Source organism: Aquimarina gracilis (genome assembly GCF_035285365.1).
In the GTDB taxonomy this organism is placed as follows: Bacteria; Bacteroidota; Bacteroidia; order Flavobacteriales; family Flavobacteriaceae; genus Aquimarina; species Aquimarina gracilis.
In genome coordinates this window covers 305,891-326,760 of record NZ_JAYKLX010000003.1, presented here as the reverse complement: position 1 = coordinate 326,760, position 20,870 = coordinate 305,891, and the positions used below count along the sequence as shown (strand labels likewise).

The following is a 20,870-nucleotide window of genomic DNA, read 5'->3' as shown; positions in this document are numbered from 1 at the left end:
GAAACAATTTGAATTGGTAATTGGGTGGTAAATATCCTTCTTAAAAGGACAAAAAAACAAGTTATTCTACTTCTACTACTTCGAGCTTTACGATGTCGATTTTGGTGTTGGAAGTTTCAACAATTTTTATTTTAAATCCGTCGATTAAGACTTCTTCTTCTTGTTGAGGAATTTCTTCGGTATGATTAACGATCATACCTCCAAGAGTTTCGTAGTTCTCTCCTTCGGGAAGATTTAACTTATAAGTTTCATTGATATAATCTACTTCTATTCTAGCCGAGAAGCGATAACTGGTTTCAGTAAGTTGTTCTTCTATTAATTCGACAGAATCGTGTTCATCTTCTATCTCTCCAAAAAGTTCTTCAACTATATCTTCGACCGTAATAATCCCACTAGTTCCTCCATATTCATCAATAACCACGGCCATGCTTTTATGTTTCTTGGTTAAAAGATTAAGAACATCTTTTACATACATTGTTTCGGGAACAAACACCACTGGAAGCAATATCGAACGTAATGATTTGGGTTTTTTGAACAACTCAAAAGAGTGCACATACCCTATAATATCATCAATAGCACCATTGTATACAATTATTTTTGAAAGCCCGGTATCGATAAAGAGTTTACTCACTTCTTCAATAGATTGAGATTTTTCGACAGCAACGATTTCGGTTCTCGGAATCATAACTTCCCTGGATTTCACATCTGAAAAATCTAACGCATTCTGAAAAATTTGAATCTCGCTATCAATTTCATCATGCTCCTCAACTGTTTCCATTTGCTCACTAATATAATCCCCCAATTCAGTTTTGGTAAAAGCCAATTGAACCTGATCACCATCGGTTTTGAAAAATCTTTTTAAAACAAAATCTGAGACCCAGATCACAAATGAAGAAATGGGCGAAAATATGACGTAAAAAACATAAGCCGGAAAAGAAAATGCTTTCAACAACGTATTTGAATATATCTGAAAAAAAACTTTGGGTAAAAACTCGGCTGTTATCAAAATAATACCCGTAGTAAAAATAGTATGTGTAAGCAGTTTTAAATCCGTAAGGAAATAATCCAGCAACCAAAATGACGACGGAAGAAACGAACTTAATACACTAACCAACACCTCGCCCATATAAAAACCATAAACAACCAGGGCAATATTATTACCAACAAGCATTGTAGCTATAAACTTTGATGGTTTTTTGGTTAAGCGAGTAAGAATATTAGATATAAAGCCGCCTTGCTTTTTTTCTATTTCAATATGAATTTTGTTGGAAGATACATATGCTATTTCCATTCCCGAAAAGAATGCAGAAAGAAGAAGAGATAACACAATAACAAGAAGGCTTAATTCCATTGACTATTCTTTGTTATTGGCCTCAAATCGTTTTCTAAATTTTCTTTTAAAGAAATACATAAAAACAGCAGCAACAGCAAAAAAAAGATATAGATAACTTCTTCCCCCTTCTTGTCCCCACTCTACATATGCTTGGTATACAAAAAAAAGCATTATTGCCAAATAGGCATACTCAAAAAATCTAAACACTTTCATCATTATACTTAATTACTCCTTGATAAATATCACTCCATCATTAATTCTTGAATTCAAGATAGTAAAATCTTGATTAGCATCAAAGCCATCGGCTTCATTAACATCTCCTCCCGGCAAATAGCTTTTATACGGCTTATCTGTAAAAATCCAACTAATATTTTGATCCCAATATAGTTGCTGTGCTTGTAAGTGTGTACTATCGGCGGTTTTAATATCCACATTACCGCGCATATCTATTAAACCTGTTTGCTGATAGGATATTGCATAATCTGCAGTAATCTTACTCACTTTTCCTTCTTTGTCTATCACGTCGAGAACAATTCCTTCTGGGAATTCGTGATAACCAAAAGACCTATGTGTAAAATCCAGAATTCGCTTTGCATTAAGCACAGCAGTAAGGCGTCCAGAATCGGTATATTTAAGATTTACATCAAAAGCTTCTCCAATCGGAGAGTCTTCGGATATCAAATAATTTTGATTACTACCAACATCTGACTGGCATGAAAAAAACAATGTCACAGCAAAAGCTGTGACAAAGTTTACTATCATATAATAATTTTTGTTTCGCATTATAGCTTTGGAACTCTTACAGTTTCACCAATCCAACATCCTATAGAAACTGAAGTAACACCAGGATTATTGAAAATGTCTGTTTTTGAAGGAGCCTTTGCTTTATAATTTGCAGCAGTTTTATTGGCTGTAGATTTTAAACTAGGATCTACTTTTCCTGCTCTTCTTGCATAGCCTTCAGCTAACCAGTATACTGCTCTTTTACTAAATACATCGGTTCCACAAGCATTAGCACTACTAGCCACCATACTAGCAATTCTTAAATAAGCCGTACCCATTGAAGGTTTGTATTTTAAAGCTTTTCTGTAATATCCTCTTGCTTTTCCTTTGCTTCCCTGCTTCTTAAGAACTTCTCCAATTCTAAAATATACTTTAGCTTTTTCACTACCCTTTTCCTCCATTTCAGCAGCTTGATTAAAATACTTTAATGCAACACTTGTCTTCTTATCTTTTAATGCAAGAATACCCAAATAATAAGCAGTCTTTGCAGAAGGCTCTAATTTATGCTGAGACTCAACCAACTTAAAGAATAAAGGATCATCAGTACATTCTTTAGCATAAAGTCTTCTTGAAGCACTCTTTATCCACTTTATATCCTCTTTTTTAGCTTCAAATTGACCGTTATAAAGAGGTATTAAATTAGTACAATCTGCCCTTGCTCCTAATTTTTGGTTAATACCAGCTTTTACTTTGCTAAAAGCAGCCAGATTAATTCCAGCATTTTTAAGTTTTCTTTTCTCTTTTGAAGTAAGAGCAGTACCTGACTCTTCTTTTTCAGTAAGTTCAGAAATCGTCTTAGCCTTAGAACTTTCCTCTTCTTCTATCTTCTCGGTAACATCATCATACAGATCAAAAACTTCCTGAAGCTCTTTCTTTCCTTCGTCATGTAGATCTACAAATAGAGAAAAGTAGGTATATAATTTCTTTGCTCCATTAAAATTCTTCTTATCCTCTGTATACGCCTTGTGAAATTCTGCAAATTGAGCATCTTTTGTTCCGATCTTATTATCAAACATAAGCTGACCAATATTGGAGTGCATATCGCCAATTTTTGTTTTTCCAGGAAAATACTGAAAACGTTCTTTTTCCAATGTAATAATTTCTTTCGCGATTGCGGTTTTCTTTCCTGCTGATGCTTTCTTCAATTTTGCCTTAAGTAATTTTGCCCCAAATTGATAGGTAGCAACACTATATGTTGGACATTCTTTTCTTACTTTCCATAAAGGCTCTTCAGCCGCCTGGTAATTTTTTACTTTAGCATGCTCATAGGCAATTGATGCCGTTGTAGCACAATCGGTAGCTTGTGCACTAATTTTTGAGGCACCTATAACTAATCCTGCTGCTATTGTAAATAAAAATTTGGTATTCATAGCTGTAAAATAGTATTAATTAAATTTTATTTTTCTAAACCATCTATCATTTAATGATAAACTTATAGAGACATTCATAAAGTCTTCCCTTACTAATCCAAAATCTTTTGTTCCACGTTGGCCATACTCAAAACCAATGTTTGCATTTGAGAATAATCTACCAACTGGTAGTCCTACTCCAAAAGATATGCCAAACTCGTCAATCGATTGGTTATTAATATTCAATCCTGTTTCTTCATAACGAAATCCCGCTCTATATACAACTCGACTAAAATAGCTTGTTAACGAGTTATATTTAGGAATGTAAAAACCTCCTATTTTAAATTTAGAAGCATCACTGTATGCAGCGTCTTCTCCTGTAAATACGGCTTCGGTATAATCACCTGAATCTGTATAAATATATTCGGCCCCAACAAACCACTTTTTGGGCTTTCCTATTCCTGTTCCTACTTTTAACTCTGCCGGAAGATCAATATTATCTTCTCCTAAATCTGTTTCTCGTCTATCAAACACTGCTTCGGAACCATTTGTTCCGATTAATATCGTTGATTCCTCTCTTGAACTTTCTGCAGAAAGTGAGAACGATGGTGTTGAAACAACAGATGCATGCCATTCTAACTGCTCTGATATCATTGTTTTATAAACCAATCCCAAAGATAAGCTAAAAGACGATAAATTTGAACTAGTAATTCTTCTAGTATCGAATTGCCTATCAGGTCTTCTTAATATTGATTTATTTTCAATATTTCCAAAGTTATAATTAAAATCCAAACCAACACTTAGATTCTTGTTAACTTTCAGGCCTGCAGACAAAAACACTTTATTCAAACCTCCGGTTCCTGTGAATTCTTCCTCTCTATCATTTTCATCAATAGATCGAAGCTGAAATCCAACAGACGTTTTAGGAATTACTCCAAATCCAAATCCAAATTTACCTGCCGGAATTCCTATAGCCAAGTAGTCCAAAGAAGCATTATCCCCCGAAGAAGACTCTGTTTGATTACTAATTTCAAAACTATTATAAGAAGTACCAACAGTATAAGCTGTTAATCTTAATTCTCCAAAGGAAGCGGGGTTCTGAAGATTTAAATGAATACTATCTGTAAAAACACTCAATCCTCCCATCGATCTATTTTCTACCGTTCCTTTGAACTTCTGTATCCCTAATCCATAAAAAGAATACGGAGACGAGGTTCCCTCTTGAGCATTAGACACAAGTGCAACAAGCACTAACATAGCTACTAAAATCTTCTTTATCATCTACTGTTATTAAAAGCTAAAATGTAGTTTAATCCCTCCAATAAAAAATTGGAAGTGGCAAATATGCTATTTTTTAATCTTTTAGACAAAAAATGTGCATCTCCTCCGGTTAAAATAACTGTTAAACCAGGATAAATGTTGCAATATTCTTTAATTAGTCCGTCAATTTCGTTTAAAACACCATTTACAACACCAGAATGTATTGCTTCTTCTGTACTATTACCAATTGTTTTTTTGGGTTCTTTTATTTCTAATAATGGTAATTTTGCTGTAAAGTTATGAAGGCTTTCATACCGCATTTTTAAACCCGGTGAAATTGCTCCTCCAAGATATTCTTCTCTTTGATTTTTAAAATCAAAAGTAATACAAGTACCCGCGTCAATGACCAAGACATCTTTTTTTGGAAATTGATAAACTGCTGCAGCAACAAGAGCTAGCCTATCAATTCCTAATGTAGTAGGTGTTGCATACAAATTCTCAAATGGCATTTTGACTATGTGATCCAGAAATACTGTTTTGAATTTTTTTTTAATACTTTTCACAAAATCGTCAGACAGATTAGAAACAGCAGAAACTATGGCATCGGTAATCAAGGGATACTCATTTTGCAGAATGCTTACAGTTTTTTCAAAATCAGATTGTTCTATAACACATTTGTGTACAATTTTTGATTTATCAAAAACTCCAATTTTTATATATGTATTACCTACATCGATTACAAGATTCATGCTTATTTTAATATCTGGCAAAAGTACAAAACGATTTTTTTAATTTTTTCTTTTGAGTATTAAAAAAAGCGTTCTATATTTGCATCCGCTTACAGCAGGTGCCTTAGCTCAGTTGGTAGAGCAAAGGACTGAAAATCCTTGTGTCCCTGGTTCGATTCCTGGAGGCACCACCTCAAAAAAAAACCCGAACAAATTGTTCGGGTTTTTTGTTTTGTCTTGAAGATTTATATCATTTCCAATAATTATTGGCCTTAGAGACTGTTTGAAAGTTTAGTGCGACTACGTGAGATGCCGCAGTAAGGCTAGAAGCATTATTAGCATAATCAGTTCGGAGTTTTTTAAGCACTTCTATATCAGGTTGGGTATATTTTACACCCATACGAGAAAGTTTTATTGCAAGTTCAAAACCTTCTTGAGGTGTTTTGACAATTAGGCTTTCTAACCATATTTCTTTTTGTTCCATTTCATTTATTTTTTTGACACTTAACTTATAATAGATTTAAAGCAACGATAGCTACACTTACAGTAACGCTGGTAATAAGCAAGTTAAAGCTAATCTTTGGCTTTTGCTGGGATAAAATTGCTCCGTTATAAAACATGCACAAAATTGTTATCAAAAACAGTTGCAACATCTGAATTACTTCGTTTCCATTCATCAAAATAAACATGGCAGCCACAGATCCTAAACAACTTTGACCTATAATTGCAATGGGTGAATAGCCTATAATTCCGTTTGAGTACTCTTCTAAATACTTTTGATAAATTTTCATAGATTTATTTTTTTGAAGCTGATATTATTTTTCATATTCAATTTCAGATTAACACCTGCTTTTCTCAGGTTTGTTTTTCCAGATAGTTAAATACTGATTAGTAGCCATTTTTCTAGCTGCACCCTTTGCTCGTTGGGCTATTTCACCTTCAAATAGTGCATCTATAGTGCTAAACCATAATTGTAACCACTTACCAAAATGAATCTGACTCATATTATAGTTAAGATTTCTATCTACGTTTTTGTGCGCCTTCCCAGGGTTACCTTTAAAACAAGGAGTCCCAAATAGTGCTGTTACCCAAAAATCTGTAAGTTTCTCTAAATGCAATGGCCATTGTTGTTCTTCAATGTGCCTGTTAAATATTGGACCAAGCATCTCATCTTTTCTTATTGTTTTATAGAATTCAGACACCAACGAAAAGACATCTTTCCTATCTCTTATATCTTTCATTTCTATTCTTGCCATATTTTTATATCAGATAGTTTTCTATTATTTTTTTGCCTTACAGTTGATGGACTACATTTTTAACCCTTTGTGCAGTATCTAAATGCGAAATTGACAATCGGATTATACAGTTTTCTAGACAGGTCAAATCATGTGATATGTTTTCGTCTAAAGCGATCAAATCTCCTTTCTGAAGGCGTTTCTTTTCTCCTCGAATACCAAAATCTATTAGCCCTTCAAAGATTTCGATTACTATAGGATATGGAGCCTTATGTTCTTCCATTTTTTGCCCTTTTCTCATTACAATTCTAATTTCTTTTCGACCCTTATTCTTTAATAAAACTGTTATAGCGGGTTTACCTTCTTTGTAAATAATATCATTTGTAAGAGATGCTGTTTCCATAATTTTAGTTTGGTATTTTTTATTGATTAAGTTTTTATAAAAGACAAAAAGATCTTTTTATCTTTTATGTTTTTAAATTTTTTCACCTTTTCAATATTGCCAAATCGGCATTCATATCTGCTGCAAGGGATCTTAATGAGTTATTTTCAAGCATATTTCTCAGATCATTTCTAATAGCCACGAACTTATTGTGTAATGGGCAAGGAGACTTCGCATCACATTGTTTTAATCCCAATCCGCAACCTGTATAAATTGAATCTCCATCTAACACACTTACCACTTCACTTAGTTTAGTATCCATTTTATGATCTTCAATTACAAATCCACCATAAGGTCCTTTTATTGACTTCACAATGTTATTTTTTGTAAGCTGTTGCAAAACCTTTGCCGTAAACGCCTGTGGAGAATCTATTTCCTCGGAAACAGTTGTCAAACTTACTTTATTGTTTTTGGTGGTTTGTTGAGCAATAAATATCACTGCCCTAAGGCCATATTCACAAGATTTTGAAAACATACTTGGATTATCTGTGTACAAATATATATAATTTTTATAAAGGACAAAAATATCCTTTATAAAAATATAATCATTTATACCGGTAGAATGATCTTTTACTTATGCTCCAATAGGTTCCGTTACTGTCGAAACTGGCCATTTAATGGCCGTACCGCATTCTCCTTCTTCAGAACAAGTAATAGTTACAGCTGGTACTGTTAACTGTACAGGAGCACCTCCTTTTATAGAAGCTAAACTTTCTAATTTTGCTATGGTAATTTTTTCAAGTATAAGCTTCTTTTCACCTTGGTTAGTATTCATTAATGAATTATTAAATTTTATATCAATTTTCAAAACATGGTTGAGAATGAATCCCTATCGGATCAGTTAGAGTAGAGCAATTTGTGTGCGTTTCAACACACTTTGGATCAAGAAAAGTTTTCAAACCCTGTTCTCCTCCATTAATTAATTCAAGGTTTTCCAACTTGGCAATTTTGATCTTTTCGAAAATCAAAATATATTTTCTATGATTTCTTTTCATTTTGGTACTTCTAAATTACCCCTACTATAATTAATTTTCCCCAACAGGATCTGTTAATGTGGAGTTGCAAGACCCAAGCAAAAAACAACTGAATCCATGTTTTATAGTAATATCAAGATCTTGACCGCCTATTATATTTTTGGAGCTTTGCAATTTGGCAATCTCAATTTTTTCAAGACTTAGTCTTTTTTTATTTGTTTTCATATCCCTAAAATTTTAAAAGTAAGTATACTAAGGTAATATAATCATCAATATAAAGTTTAGCTAAAATCAAAAAACTTTTGTTTCAATAGATATAGATCTAATTACTAATTATTGAGTTGTTTAATAAAATATGACGGATAAATACCCGTCTTTTTGTAAAAAGCCGAAGAAAATGATTGTGCATTTTTAAACCCTACTTCTTCAGCGATAGCTTTTATGGTGTAAGAACGCAACGATTTATTATTTGTAAGTTCGTTTACGGCAAAATCAACTCTCAAATTATTCAAGTAATTAGCAAAATTAATATTCTTATACACGTTTATAATCTTGGATAAATAAGCACTATTAGTATTCAATTCTTTGGCCAAAGAATTGAGCGTATAATGTCTTTTCGAAAATTGATAAGATTTTTCGAAAGCATATAATTTTTTTAGAATGTTTTGCACTACATCTTCAGGAATATCTATTTCCTCTTTATTCTTACTTAGAGTAGATTCACCTATCAATTCTAATTCATTTTTCGCTTTACCATTCTGTTTTTCCAATAAGGCTTCAAATCTCTTTTTGTTAATATAACTTCTTCTGAATCCATACCCGGCTAAAATCCCTATAAGGCTTAAAAAAAGAATCAAAATAACAATTGTATTTTCCTTTAAGAATTTTTCTCTTTCTAATTGATCTATCAAATCCTGTTTTTCCTCAATTAGCTCAGCTGTGTCATAACGTTCATTGATATTTTTGGTAAGATACAATTGATTCGCATCTTGTATACTGTCTAACCTTAATAAGGTATTTATATAATTTATTTGTTGCTGCGAATCTCCTTTTGATTTATAATATTTAATTAAATAATCGTATGTATTCATTAACTCTGGAATAATGTATTCTGTCTCAGAGAGTATGGTATCTACACTTTTAAAATATGAAATACTAAGTTCTGTTTTTCCTAGATCTTGATACGAGCGTGCGATATAGTAATCGCAAGTGGCAACCCTTATTTTCACCTCATCTTTTTGTTGAATTATTTTCTTGCCTTTTTTAAGACTATCTATAGCTCTAGTATAATTTTTTGACAAGTATTGATGGATTCCCGAAGTTACGAGGATATATGAATACAAAAGGATATCACCGGTATTAAGAGTTTCTTGAATTCCCTTATCAATGTATTTTTTGGCTAGATCTAGCTCTTTACTATGAATATAAGCATCGGCTAGTGCAAAAAGTCCTCTATTATAATTATCTGAAGTTTTATAATTGGGATTATCCTCTAAAAACTTCACATATTCTACAAAAATACCTTTGGCATCCTCACGTTCACCTGCTGCATTCTTCAATAACGCAATATTAAATTTTATAGATCTGTATAAATATTCATTTCCATTTTTTTTGGCATATTCTGACGCTGTTAAGTAAAATTCTAAAGCTTGTTCGTGATTTCCTTTAAAATAAGAATCGTTTCCTTTTTGTAAATACCCATGAGAAGGATATCTACTATACCCTTTATCTGTCGTAATATCAATCAAACTATCGGCATAAGCCACCCTATATTCGCTACTCAACCTTGACAAAAAATAATAGGCATTTGCCATTAACAATGTATCTTTTACATCCTTAGCTTTTTGTAAAGACCGCAACGCAATTTGAAGTTTTAATGTATCTGTAGTCTGTTTAGCAATTTCTGCTTCCAAGGCTTCAAAATTTACATCCTCGTTTTCTTTTTCTGCAGGACGTGATTGTCCATAAGATTGTTCTAAAAAGAACATCAAAAACAGAAATACACTTAACAACAAATTCCTTAAAAACATTAAAATAATTTTATAGATTTCTCAACAAATACATTATGCCTTATTGATACTGCTATCCATATAATCCAAAACAGATAATAAATATAAGAGCATATGCAGTCTAAAAAAGCAACAATAGAACCTGCTTCTACCTTAGGACTTCAAGTTATAATAATTTATCCTAACATTGAAGATGTATTTTGCTTATCTACTGATGTTATCAGACTTAAATGAACACCTCATTTTTATTAATCTACAGTTGAAATTTATAAATCTCAAGAATATTGTCTTGCATATCCATAGTGATTCATGTTAGTTTTGGAAAAATAGTCGGTTGGGTATATCAGAAAATTTATTATTAAAACGGGAAGAAGCTTTTTATGGGGAGAAATAGAATCAAAATTATGATTCTGTAAAAAAGCCTATTCTTTTACAACCCGAACAATTTGTTCGGGTTTATTTTTTTGTTAATCCCTAAGGATATACTTGTAATTACTAAGAAGTTACTATTTTTGCTCTGCAAATTTTTACTATGACCTATTTAAAAGCCCTTCTTATTACAACATGTCTGGTTTTATTGGCTCAAACCTCCTATTCTCAAGAGTTAGCATCAGAAGATCAAAAGAAACCACAAGATACAATTACCCCCAAAGAGTCTCAAAAAGAGATGACGCGATGGCAAATGATTAAACATGATGGATTATCTGTATATGGTGGTGTAAAACATGTGTATACGGGTCCACTAAGATGGAAAGGCAAAGATTGGTTAACTTTTGGAGGAATAATGGCTGGAAACGCTTTACTTCTTGCTGTAGATGAGCCCGCTGATGAAGTTTTCACAAAACAAGGTGATGGGGTTCCTGATCTCATAAAAGAAGCTGGTTTCAGATTTGGAAAACCTCTATTAAATTATGGTTTGACAACGAGCGTTTATACACTTGGGCTTATCACAAAAAATGAAAAAATAAGAAGAACCGGTGTTCTACTTATTGCATCAGCAACGGCTGGAGGGTTACTTCAAACACTAGGAAAAACCGCAGTGGGTCGTGCTCGCCCATTAGAGGGTGAGGGAAACTTAAGTTTTAGATTTTGGTCTAGTGCTGCAGGGTATCACTCGTTCCCCTCTGGGCATGCTATTCTTGCTTTTACCACAGCGCATGCATTTGCCAAACAATTTGACAATTTATGGGTAAAGGGCGGAATTTATGCTCTTGGGATGATTACTCCTGTGTCAAGATTATGGGACGGTGCCCATTGGTTGACCGATGTAACTCTTGGTCTAGTAATGAGTGTTTTTATTGTAGACAGCGTAGATAATTACTTAAAAAAAGATAACCGCTATGCCTATGGGAATAAGAAAAGTAAAATTAGATGGAATCTTAGAATTGGAGCGGGACAAATAGGCGTTATAGGCCGGTTCTAGTACTTGCCTTTAGTCAAATTCTTTTTGATAATAGGTAGCTGCATCTTGCAACAATAAATCGAGATATTGATTTTCTAATTTTAATCTGATCTCATCCCATTGTAGATATTTTATAAGATCTTCTTCAATTATAGATCTGTATCTATGCACACTACCTATGTCAAAGTATAATCTTCCTGTTCGTCGTACAAAGAAATCAGCCAAGCTATTTACCATTTCATGATGAACTCCATACCAAAGTTCTGCTCGAATTAATCTTTCGTCGATAGCATCATTAAGAAAATAGTTGATTTTATCAATAATGACATCGGTTTGTTTTCCGTAGGTAGAAACCAGATACCAACCGTAATAAGGATCTTCTATTTTTAAATCTTTAAGTTGTTGCGTAATTTGATTTACATAAATGTTTACATCACGACTATCCTTAAGAGGGTTACTGGTTAATTGAATTTGTTGTGTATGCGACTTAGAAAAACTTTCTCTTCGTTTACTACTCATTGTCTTCAAAACAGTATCAATAACCCGTTGTGCCATTTTTCGATATCCTGTGAGCTTACCCCCAGCAATCGAAACTAACCCAGTTTTGGATATAAAAATCTCATCTTTTCTGGATAACTCTGAAGGGTCCTTACCATCTTCATGAATCAAAGGCCTTAATCCTGCCCAATTAGATTCAATATCTTCTTCTTTAAGGCTTAAACCAGGAAACATATGATTCACAGCTTTAAGAAGATACGCAGCATCATCCTGTGTGGCTACAACTCGATTCAGATTCGAGTTATAATTAGTATCAGTGGTACCCACATATGTTGCTCTACCTCTTGGAATAGCAAAAATCATTCTTCCATCGGGTACATCAAAGTAAATGGATTGAGTAAGAGGGAATCGCTCTCTTGAAAAAACCAAATGCACTCCTTTGGTTAAATGCAAATGTTTATTATTCATTGAGTGATCCTTTTCCCGTAATAAATCTACCCATGGACCTGCTGCCGACACAAAATTTCTGGACTTTATGGTAAACGTTTTTTGTGTATTATGATCCAAGCACTGAAGGCTCTTGATTTTACCATTTTCATCATAATTAAAAGAAGTCATCTCACAATAGTTAATACTATTGGCCCCATAAGAAGCGGCTTTTTTTAGCAATTCTATAGTAAGCCTGGCATCATCGGTTCTGTATTCGGCATAATATCCTCCTCCTGTAAGGCCTTCTTTACCAAGTAAAGGTTCTTTGGCCATCGTTTCTTCTACACTGAGCATTTTTCGCTTATCATCTCCCTCGACATTAGCCAAAAAATCATATACTTTTAATCCGATTGAGGCCATAAATTTCCCATAAGTACCTCCTTCTACGAGTGGTAATAACATTTTTTCTGGCACTACCAAATGTGGCGCCAGTTTATGCACAGTTGCCCGCTCACTTCCTGATTCTTTTACCAGTCCTATTTCCATTTGTTTTAGATATCGCAATCCTCCGTGGATAAGTTTTGTCGATTTATTACTGGTGCCCGAGGCAAAATCATTTTTCTCGACCAAACATACCTTTAACCCTCTTGAAGCAGCATCAAGAGCAATTCCTGCTCCTGTAACTCCTCCTCCAATAATTACTAGGTCGTATTTTTCACTTTTTACACGTGCCAATTGTGCATCTCTATCCAAAACCGAAAACCGTATTGGCCCATCTTCTTTAACGGCAAGCATATTTTTGTTTACAGTTTTGGTGCGGGCTACAGCTTGTTGCCATCCTGTGTATTTTCGATTGCGCTCGTGCTCTGTAATTTGTGGTTTAAAAATAGTGTCTACTGCCCTAATTTTTGCAATATCCTTTTTTGTCCAAACACCAGCCTTGATACCAGCCAAAAAGGCAGCTCCCATTGCTGTAACCTCAAGCATTTTTGGACGATCTACAGATACCTTTAAAATATCAGATTGAAACTGCATGAGATAATTATTGGCCGAGGCTCCACCATCCACCTTAAGCTCTTTCATTTGTTTTCCACTATCTTCAACCATTGCTTCTAGTACATCCCTGGTTTGATAGGCCAATGCTTCAATAGTAGCTTTTATAATTTCATTTTTTCCAGAATCCAAAGTAAGACCGTATATCGCTCCTTTTGCTTCCATATCCCAATGGGGTGCTCCCAAACCTGCAAAAGCAGGCACTACATATAAATCTTCAGAAGACTTTGTAGATTTACATATTGCCTCAGTATCGGCAGCATTATTGATCACTTGCAATTTATCACGAAGCCATTGTACCGATGCCCCGCCAACAAAAACACTTCCTTCAAGAGCATATTTAATATTATCTTCTGGCAAACTACAACACAAAGTGGTTAACAACCCATTTTTGGATTCATATGGTTTTTTGCCCGTATTTAGTAACATAAAACAACCCGTCCCATAAGTATTTTTGGCTATTCCCGATTTATAACCCCCTTGCCCAAATAAAGAGGCCTGTTGATCCCCAGCCACCCCATAGATAGGTATATCATGTCCTTTGTAATTAATAGTTCCAAAATCTGAAGATGAATATTGCACAGTTGGGAGAATCGATTCTGGAACCTCAAGAGCTTCTAATAGTTTTGCATCCCAATCAAGTTCTATAATATTATACATCATGGTTCGAGATGCATTAGAATGATCTGTTACATGTTTTACTCCGTTTGTAAATTTCCAGATGAGCCAGGTATCTATAGTCCCGAACAATAAATCCCCATTTAACGCTTTTTCTTTTGCCCCTTCAACATTATCCAAAATCCATTTCAATTTGGTGCCAGAAAAATACGAATCTATTACCAAGCCTGTATTTTTGGACACATAGTCACTTAATCCCCTTGATTTAAGATTTTCACAAATTTTTGTTGTCCTTTTATCAAGCCAAACTATAGCATTATAGATTGGTTTTCCTGTATTTTTATCCCAAACAACGGTAGTTTCACGTTGATTTGTGATTCCTACACTACTAATATCCTGGAATGAGATATTCGTTTTTTCAAGGACCTCTTCAAAAACTTCCTGTTGATGAATAAAGATTTCTTCTGGGTCGTGTTCTACCCATCCGGATTTAGGATAATGTTGAGTTAATTCTTTCTGAGAAATACCACAAATCTCTCCCTGGTTATCAAAAATAATGGCTCTTGTACTGGTTGTCCCCTGATCGAATGCGATGATATATTTTTTATTCATATTTGAAAATTTGACACCAACTCAACAAAATTAAATTCCTATAAAAATTGCTAAAAATCGGATTATAATTCAAAAAAAGCGTTGTTTATATACAAATATCCAAAGTATTAACACAACAGAAAAGATAATCTATAACAAAATGAAATGTAACCGTTTGTATTATTTTTTATCTATAACATTCCTTGTTTCATTCATTTTTTTCGAAGAAAAACATCAAACCACCCGAAACTTTTTTGTTGATATGCAGTTGTTTACTACTTATTTTTTAAAGGAAGGTAAACTTCTGCTTTCCATTGGCTGTCATTTCCATCCTGCATTGGATTATTATAAAAAATTTCTAGCGGTTCATTTTCTACTACAATTTTATTTACTCTTGCATATTCCAATAAAACGAACCATGCTTCATAACTAGTTCTATAATTGCCATAATATGTTGCTTTCAAAGCATTTTGAGTCTCGGCCCTAGTAAGATTTATTATGGAGTTAACAGGAAGTGAATCTTTAAGAATGATAGGGACCCCAAAATCCATTTGTAGCTCATCTGTATCTAGATTCCAGTTATTAATTTTGACAAAAGGATACCCTTTTCTGTCTACATTTCCCGAAACAAGCTTGGGGTATAAATAGCTATTTTGAGACATCATTTCATGGGCCTTTCTGGATCGCTTAGTTTTTGATGAAATAGATAAAAAATCCATTGCAGGTATTTGGGTCTCACCTTCAACAATTATTTTAAATGTATCTGTATATTTTCTTAGTGTTTTTCGAAGCTGAATTAAATCTTTCTTAACTAATTTTACTACAGGGGACGACCCTATAATTACTTGAAGTTTATTTTTTATAGAATGATCTTTTGAAATGACCCCGACTTTAATTTTTGTGACTGTATCGTTAACACTTTTAAAATTCCAGTCTAGAAACACAATTTCATCATTAAGAACTACCTCCTGGGTTAGATTGATATCGCCAAGATTCTGATTAAGGCTCTGTGATTTTTGAGTATTGGATTTTATATTTTTTACTTGATGATATACTCCGATTGGTGCTAAATTGGCCTTGAAACTGATCTCATAATCATATTTCTTAACAAATAGATACCAAATAGATATTAGAAGCAGAGCGGCTAAAATGCCAATTATCACTCTTTTCATTAAATGATTAATTTTAATGAAGGTATTAATTATTAACAGACATTTGAAGCTTGCTTACAACAAACTTTCCCAATTCTCGTCCTTGTTCAAGACCTAAATCTATTGCAGCTCGGTAATGAATACCTCCATACAATCTACTAATCGCAGCTTCACTTGCCGCCTGATTAAACGATGTAAAAGAACGAATTGGTAAGCCGTATCTTAATTCGGTATCATCATTAAATGCAAAATTATCTCCAAAAATGTCGGTAAGTACTGTAGAGGCTGCTCCCGACACCACCGAATGCCCACTGGTGTACTCGGGAAATGGAGGAGTTTGCAATACAGGTTCCCAATTTTCGTCGATATGCTGATTGATTAACGTTTCTGGTCTAATAAGGTTGCTTCGATATTTTTCGTCCCAACAGCTTATGAAAGCATCGGCAATTGCAATACTCGTTTTGGTATACGCATAAACAGTTTTGCTAAAATCTGCATTCACCTTTTTGCTTGCTATTTTGCAAATACCTATCCAGTGTGCCCCAGGTGTAATTTTTTTGGTTGCAAACATTAAGTGCCCCTTATGCGTGGATACATATGGATTACAATCCCAAAATTGTGCAATCTCTAGTTTCTCTGATTTCTCTCCTTCCTTTTTGATCTCAACACCTACCTCGTATGTTTCTGTAAGTTCTTTATAAAACTGAGAATCTTTTTCAAGAGAAAAATCGGGATGTCTTGATGGCGTAAACTGCGAAGCAGAATCAATAATGGATGGTCTAATTTCTCTCCAATGTGGTTCGATACCATCCATATAATCTGGGGGCGTAGGTTGCCAACGAGCTGGATCCTCTGTATTTACCGAAAACTTTGGCATGGTTCGAGTTTGAGCATAATTATCGGTTGCTAACCAGTCTTTTACATGATTTGCTACCAATATCCCATAATTCTTAGAATCGTTAAAACTTTCTTCGTTAACAATTTTCCAAGAGTTATATAAACTATCTCGATAGATCTCTACTTTATCTTCAGAAAAAACAAGTTCTTTACCCACCTCTAGATATGCCACAAGAGCTGCAACTTCAAGATTTATATTTTTGGTAGTATCAATTACAGGAACGGGAGTGAGTTTGTGGACCTGGCCTGATAATGCTTTATAATCGGCATTGCCCTGACAAAGGACTTCGTAGGCGGCAATATTAGGATAATTATAAATCCTACTGGCAACTGGAGGAGAAAAGATATCGTGCACCATCACCTCTGTTATTTTATCCACCGCCTGATGATAATTATCCGGTGTAATTTTTATTTCTTGCTTTTCTTTTTGACACGAAGACAACACTACCAAAAGCAGGAAAACAAACACTACTCCAGCATGTCTTGGAGCCATTCTTCGTAATAAAGAAACTTTAATTTTATTTATTGAGTTCATAGATTTCAACTTTTCCATTATTTATAGTAATCAATAAGTACTCCTTATTATCAAAATTAATAATATTTAGTCCTCTTACCGACTTTTGAGTTAGGTTAATGTTTAAATTATTAGCATCAATCACCAAAGAATCGTTTTGAAGAATTGCCCCGGCAAAACCATCAAATCGACCGTGGTAAGGAATTACACCGAAGTAATTGCCTGCCAAAAACACTTCTTGGACTCCATCTCCATCAAAATCATGCTGTAACATTTTGGTAATAGGAGCTACTTGAAGCATCTCTTCAAAAGGGACAAAAATAAAACTTCCTTCTTCATTTTTGAGATACCCCGAGGCTAACTCATCAACTTTAAACACGACTGATTTGTTCAGAGCATCATTACCCAAAACTTTTTCAACAGCGCTACCGGCAAACGAGTTGTATGTTGTAAATTTTTTACGAAGATAATTTAACTGTCCAGATAACTCATCTAGACCCAAAACGGTATAATATTTCCCGTCTTTGGCCATAGCTAATATTGTTTCGGTTTTTTGATTATTATCAAAATCTGAATAATACATCTTCAAGGGATACTTTGCAGAAGCTTCAAATTTGGTGTTTAGCCCAAAGTTCCCAAGTAAATAATCCGTATCGCCATCATGATCAATATCGAATTCTTGTATGGTCTGCCAAAGACCATTACGCTTTTCTTTTAAAATTGAATTGGTCACCTCAATAAGTTCACCTTCATTATTTTTAAAAAAACGTGGCGACATCCATTCGCCAATCACAATTAGATCCTTTATCTGATCCCCATCGAAATCGCTCCAAACAGCATCGGTCACCATTCCAATATTTTTGATGGCCGCATTTTCTTTAACACTAAAGTTTCCTTTATCATTTAGTAATACATAAGAATTAGGAATCTTCCCAAAATCGTTAGAAACGGCATACCCACCAATAAAAACATCTAAATCTCCGTCTTGATCAATATCATAAGGTTTAATTACCGATTCATGCTCAAAAAGCTTAGGAAAATTTCCTTTGACTAATCCCAAATTCGAATTAAGATATAATCGATCGACCAACTCTTTCGAATTACCATAGAATTCTCCTCCCGAGGAAGACACTAAAAGATCATTTTTTTTATCCTGATCAAAGTCTTCAATAATTGCGACTACATCTTCCTTGGTTCTATCTTTTACCAATGCGTTTATCTCTTGTAATTCAAAACCATCAGATGTTTGAAAAAACAATTTGGAAGTTTCATTTTTTGAGTTTCCAAAGAAAACATCTTCTTTTCCATCTCCATTAAGATCACCTATTGCCGTTGCGGGCCCTTTATCAGAAATTTTATACGGAATTAATTTTTGCCTATTAAAATCGGTATAATTATTTTCTTTATGTTCATAATATAACCCCGGCAAGCTGTCTTTTTTTGTGAACCATCCTTTTGATTTTGGAAACAGTTTTTCATAATCTACCTTATTTCTTTTATGAAGTAATCTAATAGATAATGTCTGATTCGTTGGTATATTTTCTGCAATTTGTATCGTATTATCGGGCCAAATAATTTTTAAGGAATCTACCAAATTCGCATTTCCGTATCCAAAATGAATAATTGCTTCCGAAGAAGATTGAAAACCTTTTGACACGAATAATTGTTTGTACTGCGGTATTCCGTTATGATAGGATATTACTTTGGTTCCGATACCAAAGGGATTTTGATCTTTATAAATAAACTTGAGCTTCAAATAGTTTGAGGTAGCATTTGTTTTATTCTTATAAAAAATAACTGGAGCATTTATCGTATTTGTTACAATATCAATATCACCATCGTTGTCAAAATCTGCATAAGCACTTCCGGTAGACGCGTTTAGATCTTTGGGTAACCAAGTCCCGGATTGATTGGTGAACTTAATCCCTTTGCCTCCAGAAAATATATAATTTTGAACCAATCCAGAAGGCATTATATCTAATGCTTTTTGATCTACCAGTTTGGATTTGTTCAACTGTGCCTGAATTTTTTCGTTTGAGATATATTTAATATAATCCAGATCATTAGGTCTTTTAGGTATTCCGTTCGAAATAAAAACATCCTGTTTCCCGTCTTGGTTATAATCGGCAAATAGTGGGCTCCAGCTCCAATCTGTTGCAGCGATATCACTAAACAAGGCTGTTTCGATGAAATATTCGCCTTTTTGATTTATCTGAAGCATGTTTCTGGCATATTGGTAATGATAACCTAATCGATTAATTCGCATAGCGAGCATATCCACGGTTTCATCTCCGGCAGAAGCTTTTAGTACTTTTTCTTCTTCCGGGGTCATATCCAAGGTTAAAATATCAGGATATCCATCATGATTGATATCGGCAACATCACTCCCCATCGAAAAGCGACTTATGTGGCCAAATTTTTTCTTTAACTCTTCGGTAAAAGTTCCATTTCCATTGTTTATGTAGTAATAATCATCTTCATGAAAATCATTACTTACATAGATATCTACAAAACCGTCATTATTAAAATCGGAAGTTGCTATCCCAAGGCCATATCCATTTCCTCCTCCAAAAACCCCTGCTTCTTTACTTACATCAACAAATTTGTTTCCGTCATTACGCAGTAATTTGTCTCCGCTCTCATAACTTCTTTTGTTTCTTAAAGAAGCCTTCCCAAAAGAATTTTGTGTATGAATAGCGTGATTTAAGAGATACATATCTAAGTCCCCATCATTGTCATAATCAAAAAAACTTGCCGAAGTGGTATAATTTTGAAAATTCAAACCATACTGGGCGGCTTTTTCAGTAAATGTACCATCGCCATTATTTAGAAATAGTTCATTAGCTCCTTCTAATCCTCGAATTCCGACTACGGCACAAACATAAATATCCAAAAAACCATCACCATTAATATCGGCCATTACGGTTCCCGTATTCCAATCAGAATTTCCAGCTACACCAGCTTTTTGGGTTATATCCTCAAACTCGAAATTTCCCTTATTAAGATAAAGTTTGTTTTCACCTTGATTCGAGGTGAAAAATACATCCACCAGATCATCATTATTAATATCGCCAACGGCTACTCCTGCTCCATTATAGAAGTATAAATAATCCAGAATATTCATCTTTTCAGTAGGGACAAGATCGTTCTGAAAAGTAACTCTAGTGATTTCTGAAGGAACTTTTTCGAACAATTCTCCCTGGAGCACATTTTGTTTCTCGCACCCTATTAAAAGAATCAATCCAACAACGCGTATGCCTATATTTTTGATCATCATTTTTATTCTTACTTAATTGAGTTTACAAAACGGGGTATGGAATGCATTTAATAATAGGGTTACCCATTTAAATCTCAATTATTTGTATTTCATATAATTAAAAACATCCATTCCCAACCCTTCTTTTAAAGGAAGGGAACTTATTAAGTCTGTCATAGCCTCTCTTGGAAGAAGGGTTGGGGAGATATCTCTATACAATTTGGGGTCCAAGTGGGCACCTCTATTTAACTAATTTCAAACCTCATCCAAACATCGACGAAATGCACTCAATCAACTTCTAGTCCTATCCAAGCATCAACCAAACTCATTCAACTAATTCCTAATCTT

At 34.1% G+C, this 20,870-nt stretch carries 19 protein-coding genes and 1 tRNA gene; 2 read left to right on the top strand and 18 right to left on the bottom strand.

From position 1 onward, the window contains the following. Positions 1-61 precede the first annotated feature (61 nt). Genes U6A24_RS07455 through U6A24_RS07430 form a run of 6 tightly spaced genes read right to left on the bottom strand, consistent with a single transcriptional unit; the run spans position 62 to position 5,474 of the window. Positions 62-1,351 carry a hemolysin family protein gene (locus tag U6A24_RS07455; RefSeq protein ID WP_324179318.1) on the bottom strand — a complete coding sequence of 430 codons (1,290 nt, stop codon included), beginning with the start codon at positions 1,349-1,351 and terminating at the stop codon, positions 62-64. A gap of 3 nt (positions 1,352-1,354) precedes the next feature. Further along, a complete protein-coding gene (locus U6A24_RS07450) occupies positions 1,355-1,549 on the bottom strand; it encodes a hypothetical protein (protein WP_324179317.1) in 195 nt (64 codons plus the stop codon). 9 nt (positions 1,550-1,558) lie between these two features. Continuing rightward, the gene (lptC, locus tag U6A24_RS07445; RefSeq protein ID WP_324179316.1) at positions 1,559-2,095 is read right to left on the bottom strand and encodes an LPS export ABC transporter periplasmic protein LptC; all 537 of its coding nucleotides are present in this window, start codon (positions 2,093-2,095) and stop codon (positions 1,559-1,561) included. 20 nt (positions 2,096-2,115) lie between these two features. Continuing rightward, the gene (locus tag U6A24_RS07440; protein ID WP_324179315.1) at positions 2,116-3,486 is read right to left on the bottom strand and encodes a tetratricopeptide repeat protein; all 1,371 of its coding nucleotides are present in this window, start codon (positions 3,484-3,486) and stop codon (positions 2,116-2,118) included. A 15-nt stretch (positions 3,487-3,501) separates the two neighbouring features. After that, positions 3,502-4,746: a hypothetical protein gene (locus U6A24_RS07435; RefSeq protein WP_324179314.1), complete on the bottom strand. Its 1,245-nt coding sequence runs from the start codon at positions 4,744-4,746 to the stop codon at positions 3,502-3,504. Then, positions 4,743-5,474, bottom strand: coding sequence for a type III pantothenate kinase (locus U6A24_RS07430; RefSeq protein ID WP_324179313.1), 732 nt, complete (start codon positions 5,472-5,474; stop codon positions 4,743-4,745). Before U6A24_RS07430 ends, U6A24_RS07435 begins: the two co-directional genes overlap by 4 nt. A 97-nt stretch (positions 5,475-5,571) precedes the next feature. On the opposite strand from U6A24_RS07430, the gene U6A24_RS07425 reads away from it, so the two are divergent. Then, positions 5,572-5,644 (top strand) — tRNA-Phe (locus U6A24_RS07425). Positions 5,645-5,703: 59 nt separating this feature from the next. Here the strand turns inward: U6A24_RS07425 and U6A24_RS07420 are convergent. The 8 genes from U6A24_RS07420 to U6A24_RS07385 form a co-directional block, all read right to left on the bottom strand. Continuing rightward, positions 5,704-5,937 carry a hexameric tyrosine-coordinated heme protein gene (locus U6A24_RS07420; protein WP_324179312.1) on the bottom strand — a complete coding sequence of 78 codons (234 nt, stop codon included), beginning with the start codon at positions 5,935-5,937 and terminating at the stop codon, positions 5,704-5,706. A 25-nt stretch (positions 5,938-5,962) separates the two neighbouring features. Next, a complete protein-coding gene (locus U6A24_RS07415; protein ID WP_324179311.1) occupies positions 5,963-6,244 on the bottom strand; it encodes a hypothetical protein in 282 nt (93 codons plus the stop codon). A 48-nt stretch (positions 6,245-6,292) separates the two neighbouring features. Continuing rightward, complete coding sequence (locus tag U6A24_RS07410; RefSeq protein ID WP_324179310.1) at positions 6,293-6,709, bottom strand: group III truncated hemoglobin; 417 nt, start codon at positions 6,707-6,709, stop codon at positions 6,293-6,295. A gap of 37 nt (positions 6,710-6,746) precedes the next feature. Further along, on the bottom strand, positions 6,747-7,091 hold the full coding sequence (locus U6A24_RS07405) for a cupin domain-containing protein (protein ID WP_324179309.1): 345 nt from the start codon (positions 7,089-7,091) through the stop codon (positions 6,747-6,749). Positions 7,092-7,173: 82 nt separating this feature from the next. Continuing rightward, entirely contained in the window at positions 7,174-7,626 is a 453-nt protein-coding gene (locus U6A24_RS07400; RefSeq protein WP_324179308.1) for an RrF2 family transcriptional regulator, read from the bottom strand. A gap of 78 nt (positions 7,627-7,704) precedes the next feature. Further along, positions 7,705-7,905 carry a hypothetical protein gene (locus tag U6A24_RS07395; protein WP_324179307.1) on the bottom strand — a complete coding sequence of 67 codons (201 nt, stop codon included), beginning with the start codon at positions 7,903-7,905 and terminating at the stop codon, positions 7,705-7,707. 250 nt (positions 7,906-8,155) lie between these two features. Further along, the gene (locus tag U6A24_RS07390) at positions 8,156-8,329 is read right to left on the bottom strand and encodes a hypothetical protein (RefSeq protein WP_324179306.1); all 174 of its coding nucleotides are present in this window, start codon (positions 8,327-8,329) and stop codon (positions 8,156-8,158) included. 104 nt (positions 8,330-8,433) lie between these two features. Further along, complete coding sequence (locus U6A24_RS07385; RefSeq protein WP_324179305.1) at positions 8,434-10,134, bottom strand: helix-turn-helix domain-containing protein; 1,701 nt, start codon at positions 10,132-10,134, stop codon at positions 8,434-8,436. 511 nt (positions 10,135-10,645) lie between these two features. On the opposite strand from U6A24_RS07385, the gene U6A24_RS07380 reads away from it, so the two are divergent. Further along, positions 10,646-11,536, top strand: coding sequence for a phosphatase PAP2 family protein (locus U6A24_RS07380; RefSeq protein ID WP_324179304.1), 891 nt, complete (start codon positions 10,646-10,648; stop codon positions 11,534-11,536). A 9-nt stretch (positions 11,537-11,545) separates the two neighbouring features. Here the strand turns inward: U6A24_RS07380 and glpK are convergent, their stop codons facing one another. The 4 genes from glpK to U6A24_RS07360 all read right to left on the bottom strand — a co-directional run bounded on the left by glpK (position 11,546) and on the right by U6A24_RS07360 (position 20,543). After that, positions 11,546-14,725 carry a glycerol kinase GlpK gene (gene glpK, locus U6A24_RS07375; RefSeq protein ID WP_324179303.1) on the bottom strand — a complete coding sequence of 1,060 codons (3,180 nt, stop codon included), beginning with the start codon at positions 14,723-14,725 and terminating at the stop codon, positions 11,546-11,548. Between the two features lie 254 nt (positions 14,726-14,979). Further along, positions 14,980-15,876 carry a hypothetical protein gene (locus tag U6A24_RS07370; RefSeq protein WP_324179302.1) on the bottom strand — a complete coding sequence of 299 codons (897 nt, stop codon included), beginning with the start codon at positions 15,874-15,876 and terminating at the stop codon, positions 14,980-14,982. Positions 15,877-15,901: 25 nt separating this feature from the next. After that, entirely contained in the window at positions 15,902-17,245 is a 1,344-nt protein-coding gene (locus U6A24_RS07365; protein ID WP_324179540.1) for a vanadium-dependent haloperoxidase, read from the bottom strand. Between the two features lie 25 nt (positions 17,246-17,270). Then, positions 17,271-20,543 (bottom strand): VCBS repeat-containing protein, encoded by a 3,273-nt coding sequence (locus U6A24_RS07360; RefSeq protein WP_324179301.1) that lies wholly within the window; start codon positions 20,541-20,543, stop codon positions 17,271-17,273. Between the last annotated feature and the right edge of the window lie 327 nt (positions 20,544-20,870).

Bases quoted from the DNA above. Each gene is read 5' to 3' on its own strand.
- U6A24_RS07455 (WP_324179318.1), bottom strand. From the start codon at position 1,351: ATGGAATTAAGCCTTCTTGTTATTGTGTTATCTCTTCTTCTTTCTGCA.
- U6A24_RS07395 (WP_324179307.1), bottom strand. From the start codon at position 7,905: ATGAATACTAACCAAGGTGAAAAGAAGCTTATACTTGAAAAAATTACC.
- lptC (WP_324179316.1), bottom strand. From the start codon at position 2,095: ATGATAGTAAACTTTGTCACAGCTTTTGCTGTGACATTGTTTTTTTCA.
- U6A24_RS07380 (WP_324179304.1), top strand. From the start codon at position 10,646: ATGACCTATTTAAAAGCCCTTCTTATTACAACATGTCTGGTTTTATTG.
- U6A24_RS07440 (WP_324179315.1), bottom strand. From the start codon at position 3,486: ATGAATACCAAATTTTTATTTACAATAGCAGCAGGATTAGTTATAGGT.
- U6A24_RS07365 (WP_324179540.1), bottom strand. From the start codon at position 17,245: ATGGCTCCAAGACATGCTGGAGTAGTGTTTGTTTTCCTGCTTTTGGTA.
- U6A24_RS07370 (WP_324179302.1), bottom strand. From the start codon at position 15,876: ATGAAAAGAGTGATAATTGGCATTTTAGCCGCTCTGCTTCTAATATCT.
- U6A24_RS07415 (WP_324179311.1), bottom strand. From the start codon at position 6,244: ATGAAAATTTATCAAAAGTATTTAGAAGAGTACTCAAACGGAATTATA.
- U6A24_RS07385 (WP_324179305.1), bottom strand. From the start codon at position 10,134: ATGTTTTTAAGGAATTTGTTGTTAAGTGTATTTCTGTTTTTGATGTTC.
- glpK (WP_324179303.1), bottom strand. From the start codon at position 14,725: ATGAATAAAAAATATATCATCGCATTCGATCAGGGGACAACCAGTACA.
- U6A24_RS07450 (WP_324179317.1), bottom strand. From the start codon at position 1,549: ATGATGAAAGTGTTTAGATTTTTTGAGTATGCCTATTTGGCAATAATG.
- U6A24_RS07390 (WP_324179306.1), bottom strand. From the start codon at position 8,329: ATGAAAACAAATAAAAAAAGACTAAGTCTTGAAAAAATTGAGATTGCC.
- U6A24_RS07435 (WP_324179314.1), bottom strand. From the start codon at position 4,746: ATGATAAAGAAGATTTTAGTAGCTATGTTAGTGCTTGTTGCACTTGTG.
- U6A24_RS07430 (WP_324179313.1), bottom strand. From the start codon at position 5,474: ATGAATCTTGTAATCGATGTAGGTAATACATATATAAAAATTGGAGTT.
- U6A24_RS07360 (WP_324179301.1), bottom strand. From the start codon at position 20,543: ATGATGATCAAAAATATAGGCATACGCGTTGTTGGATTGATTCTTTTA.
- U6A24_RS07420 (WP_324179312.1), bottom strand. From the start codon at position 5,937: ATGGAACAAAAAGAAATATGGTTAGAAAGCCTAATTGTCAAAACACCT.
- U6A24_RS07410 (WP_324179310.1), bottom strand. From the start codon at position 6,709: ATGGCAAGAATAGAAATGAAAGATATAAGAGATAGGAAAGATGTCTTT.
- U6A24_RS07405 (WP_324179309.1), bottom strand. From the start codon at position 7,091: ATGGAAACAGCATCTCTTACAAATGATATTATTTACAAAGAAGGTAAA.